General features: G+C 61.5%; 5 protein-coding genes. 4 read left to right on the forward strand and 1 reads right to left on the reverse strand.

Annotation, left to right across the window (positions count from 1 at the left end; translation table 11 throughout):
• The first annotated feature begins 253 nt into the window (after positions 1 to 253).
• Both GJ668_RS19380 and GJ668_RS19385 read left to right on the forward strand, forming a co-directional pair.
• The gene (locus tag GJ668_RS19380) at positions 254 to 1,201 is read left to right on the forward strand and encodes a DnaJ C-terminal domain-containing protein (RefSeq protein ID WP_155451725.1); all 948 of its coding nucleotides are present in this window, start codon (positions 254 to 256) and stop codon (positions 1,199 to 1,201) included.
• A gap of 5 nt (positions 1,202 to 1,206) precedes the next feature.
• The gene (locus GJ668_RS19385) at positions 1,207 to 1,524 is read left to right on the forward strand and encodes a chaperone modulator CbpM (RefSeq protein WP_155451726.1); all 318 of its coding nucleotides are present in this window, start codon (positions 1,207 to 1,209) and stop codon (positions 1,522 to 1,524) included.
• Here the strand turns inward: GJ668_RS19385 and GJ668_RS19390 are convergent.
• Positions 1,501 to 1,722: a chemotaxis protein CheB gene (locus GJ668_RS19390; protein WP_343032253.1), complete on the reverse strand. Its 222-nt coding sequence runs from the start codon at positions 1,720 to 1,722 to the stop codon at positions 1,501 to 1,503. The two genes, GJ668_RS19385 and GJ668_RS19390, sit on opposite strands and share 24 nt — an antisense overlap.
• Between GJ668_RS19390 and GJ668_RS19395 the strand changes: the two genes are divergently transcribed.
• Both GJ668_RS19395 and msrA read left to right on the forward strand, forming a co-directional pair.
• Positions 1,723 to 2,019 (forward strand): hypothetical protein, encoded by a 297-nt coding sequence (locus GJ668_RS19395; RefSeq protein ID WP_155451728.1) that lies wholly within the window; start codon positions 1,723 to 1,725, stop codon positions 2,017 to 2,019.
• A gap of 269 nt (positions 2,020 to 2,288) precedes the next feature.
• Complete coding sequence (gene msrA / locus GJ668_RS19400) at positions 2,289 to 3,632, forward strand: peptide-methionine (S)-S-oxide reductase MsrA (RefSeq protein ID WP_155451729.1); 1,344 nt, start codon at positions 2,289 to 2,291, stop codon at positions 3,630 to 3,632.
• The last annotated feature ends 352 nt before the right edge of the window (positions 3,633 to 3,984 follow it).

Raw genomic sequence — 3,984 nt, forward strand, 5'->3', positions numbered from 1 at the left:
TGCGCCCGCTGCACCAGGCTGTGGGCGGTTTCGCGGCTTCGCGCCAGACCTTCCAGGACGGTGCGTGGTTCAGGGGGTAGCTCAATCAACGGGGCAGGACGGGCCATGGGAAGCGACTCACAATCAGGCTGTGGGAGAATGATGAGCGATTATCCCGAAAATTCACAGTGCGCGGTACTAGCCGCTTTCCTCTGGACTCATAGCCCGTCGCAAGACGCTAACCGGGTGCCAAAAGCCACCAGCGGGAGGGTTGATGGAATTCAAGGATTACTACGCCGTACTCGGACTGGAGCGCACGGTCGCTCAGGATGAGATCAAGCGCGCCTACCGCAAGCTGGCGCGCAAATACCACCCCGACGTCAGCAAGGAGCCGGATGCCGAGGCGCGCTTCAAGGAAGTGGCCGAGGCGTACGAAGCCCTGAAAGACGTCGAGAAGCGTGCGGCCTATGACGAGGTGGGGAACCGTTACAAAGGCGGTCAGGACTTCAATCCGCCTTCGGGATGGAATCGCGGCTTCGAGTTCAGTGGCGGCCCCGAGGGCGACGGCCACGACTTCGACCACAGCGACTTCTTCGAATCGCTCTTCGGGTATCAGGCCGCGGGCGGGCGCGGAGCGCGTGGGCGAGGCCAGCGGGCGGGCGAGGACCATCACGCCAAGGTCCAAATCGACTTACAGGACGCCTATCGCGGGGGGCGCCGCAGCATCTCGCTGCGCGTCCCTCGCATCGATGCGAGCGGACAGGCGACCATTGAGGAGCGGCACCTGGAGGTCAACATTCCCAAGGGCATCCGCGACGGACAACACCTGCGACTCGCTGGTCAGGGCGGACCAGGACAGGGTGATGGCCCGGCGGGTGACCTCTACCTTGAGATCGAGCTCGCGCCGCACCCGATCTTTCGGCTCGACGGTCGCGACGTTTACCTCGACCTGCCAGTCGCGCCTTGGGAAGCGGCCCTTGGTGCCAGTGTCACCGTCCAGACCCCCGATGGCAGCGTACAACTGAGGGTTCCGCCCGGCTCGTCGCCGGGTCGCACGCTGCGCCTCAAAGGCCAGGGGCTTCCCAGCGTTCCCCCCGGCGATCTCTATGCAGTGCTGTCGATCCGCTTGCCGCCCGCCGACACGCCGACGGCACAGGACGCCTATCGCCGGATGGCCGAGGCGTTCGGCGACTTTCAACCGCGACCCGTCTTGGAGGCTTGAGGCTGATGAACACGACAAACAGGACCGTGACGCCGTGCGTTGTTGTTGAGGAAGAGGTCCAGTTCACGCTCGTCGAGTTGAGCCGGGTGTGCCGGACTGACGTCGATCAACTGGTGACATTGGTCATGGAAGGCGTATTGACGCCGAGCGGCGAAGCCCCAGAGCGTTGGCGTTTCGGCGGGGCGACGCTCAGACGCGCACGGGTGGCATTGCGTCTCTCACGCGATCTGGAATTGAACGCGGCCAGCACGGCGCTTGTGCTCGACCTGCTCGATGAAATCGATGCGCTCAGATCACGACTACGGTGCCTCGGCAGCGACTGAACGACCACCCGAATCATCTCTGCGGGCAATGCTGACAATTTTGTGCGCGATCGCTTCCGGCGACAGGATGAAATCGATACAGCCACTCGCGATGGCGCTCTCCGGCATGTCTGGCTGCCCAGCGGTGTCGGGTGCCTGCGCGATGGTGATGCCGCCTACGTCCTTGATCCCACACAGCGCCTCGGCGCCATCGAGCACATGCAAATCCCGCTGCGCCGGGATGATGAAGACCTGATTGGGCCGGATCTGGTGGTGGTCGTCTCACGCGACGAGTGGCTGATCGGAGCGGCGGAGGCGGTGCGGGCCCGGTTCCTGAAGTCGATACCTGGATTGCGGGAAGCGGGTGCAGGCGAGCTTTTAGTGGATACGTGGCTTCGAGGATTGAGGAAAAGCCACATCGACCCAATTCATTACAGAGCCATTCCAGGATCCTCAGTGCCGAACTCTGGAATATTAAAATCACGTTGGCGAAAGGCAAAGCGCCGAGGGTTTTGATCGCTGCCCGTCTGGCAGGATGTTATAGAGTACACGATGGCCAGTCCCCGCGCCTGAAGCTTGACCTGGGCAGCTTCGTCAATGAAATGACGCTGATTCGGTAGATCGAGACAACCGCCATTGCCGGGCGCGACAACGCGCTGACGGTTATGGCTATGCCATTAACCCACCCTACAGGAGGACGCGAGCTGGGCGGCCTAACCGCGCTCCGCGCGGTGCGCTATCATCCCTCCCTGTCCGTCAAGGACAGGGTCTCTCGCGCAAGACTGATGAAACAGAAACATCGCTGGCCGCTTATCGCACTTGGTTTGAGCACGCTACTTCAGGCTGGACTAGACAGCCAGGCCGCGCAGGCTCAAGACCTCACACGTGATCCACTGAGGTCTGGTCCTCCAGACCCAGCGGATGAATCCATCGTCCTCGGCATGGGCTGCTTCTGGGGGGCAGAAAAGCGTCTGAGCGAGCTGCCTGGGGTCATTGATGTTGAAAGCGGCTATGCCAATGGAGAGATTGAAGGCACCTACGACACCATCCTCGCGCACGAGCGCATACGACGCCGTGGTGCCAGCGACAAACGCAACCATGCCGAAGTCGTGAAGGTACGCTTCGATCCGAGGCGCATCACCCTTGAACAGGTGCTGGTGAAGTTCTGGGAGAGCCACGATCCCACCCAAGGCGACCGTCAGGGCAATGATGTCGGCAGCAACTACCGCAGCGCCATCTACACCAATAGTCCCGAACAAACCGCGGTGGCCGAGCGCATGCGCGCACACTATCAGGCAGCGCTCACTCAGGCCGGACGCGGCACCATCACCACCGAGATCGCCCCGCTTTCGGTCTATGTCCGCGCCGAAGAGGAACACCAGGACTATCTGCGCAAGAACCCTCATGGCTACTGCGGCCTTGGCGGTACGGGCATTGCCTATCCAGGCACGACATCGGACATCGATAAAGCCGCTGCGCTGCCTTCACCGGCGCCCTTGGATGGCGCGACACTGGCGCAGGCGCGACAGTTGGTGGTCTTCGAGGCGGAGGACTGCGGCGCCTGCCAGCACTTCAAGGCTGAGGTGCTGGATCACTGGCAATCCCCGGTTGCGGTCGCGCGCAGCCTGAGTTTTAGTGCACCAACTGGCTGGACGCTGGACAAACCGCTGTTTGCCACGCCGACGCTGGTGCTCTTCGAGGATGGTCGCGAGGTGGCGCGTTATACCGGCTACGATGGCGACTCGGGGCGCTTCTGGGCCTGGCTTGGTTTGCAGATCCTCACTCCCGAGCAACGCCGGGTCGCCTTCGAGCAAGGCACGGAGCGGGCCTTCACTGGCTCGCTGCTCGATGAAAAGCGCCCTGGAACCTTCGTCGATCCGATCACAGGCGCTCCACTGTTCCGCAGCGAAACCAAGTTCGACAGCGGCAGCGGCTGGCCAAGCTTCTTCAACCCCGTAGACGGCGCCATTACTTTCCACGAGGACGTGAGTCATGGGATGCGGCGTGTGGAAGTGCGCAGCGCGAGCTCTGGTATCCACCTCGGGCATGTGTTCGAGGATGGACCCCCACCCACCAAGCGACGCTACTGCATCAACAGCCGTGTGCTCACTTTCGTGCCGGATCTCTGAACTGGAATGCTTCTCCGGAGTTGACAACAGTCTGCTCAAAATCTTTTAAAGCACATTCCGCACCTCACGATAGCGCCGACTTCGTATTTTTCAGCGGCACGGGCATGCATGAATAAAGCGTTCCTCTGGTATCTTGAGCGTCCGCACAAAAGCGGCTCTTTCAGGGTCTAGCCGTGCTTGCATTTTCAGCTTGGTTGCTGGTTCCATGACCACCGTAATGCCAGCGGTTACGGCCGTCTTGCTTCGCGCGATACATCGCTTGATCAGCCACTTGTCCCGGATGTTTCATAAACCTGTGACCAGCCCCAGAAATCGACGGTTGTAGTCGGATTCAATGGCGATTCTGCCCGTA

The sequence above is a fragment of the Allochromatium palmeri genome (assembly GCF_009720725.1).
Lineage (GTDB): Bacteria > Pseudomonadota > Gammaproteobacteria > Chromatiales > Chromatiaceae > Thermochromatium > Thermochromatium palmeri.

Coding starts and splice junctions, on each gene's coding strand:
- GJ668_RS19380 (WP_155451725.1), top strand. CDS start 254: ATGGAATTCAAGGATTACTACGCCGTACTCGGACTGGAGCGCACGGTC.
- GJ668_RS19395 (WP_155451728.1), top strand. CDS start 1,723: ATGCAAATCCCGCTGCGCCGGGATGATGAAGACCTGATTGGGCCGGAT.
- GJ668_RS19385 (WP_155451726.1), top strand. CDS start 1,207: ATGAACACGACAAACAGGACCGTGACGCCGTGCGTTGTTGTTGAGGAA.
- msrA (WP_155451729.1), top strand. CDS start 2,289: ATGAAACAGAAACATCGCTGGCCGCTTATCGCACTTGGTTTGAGCACG.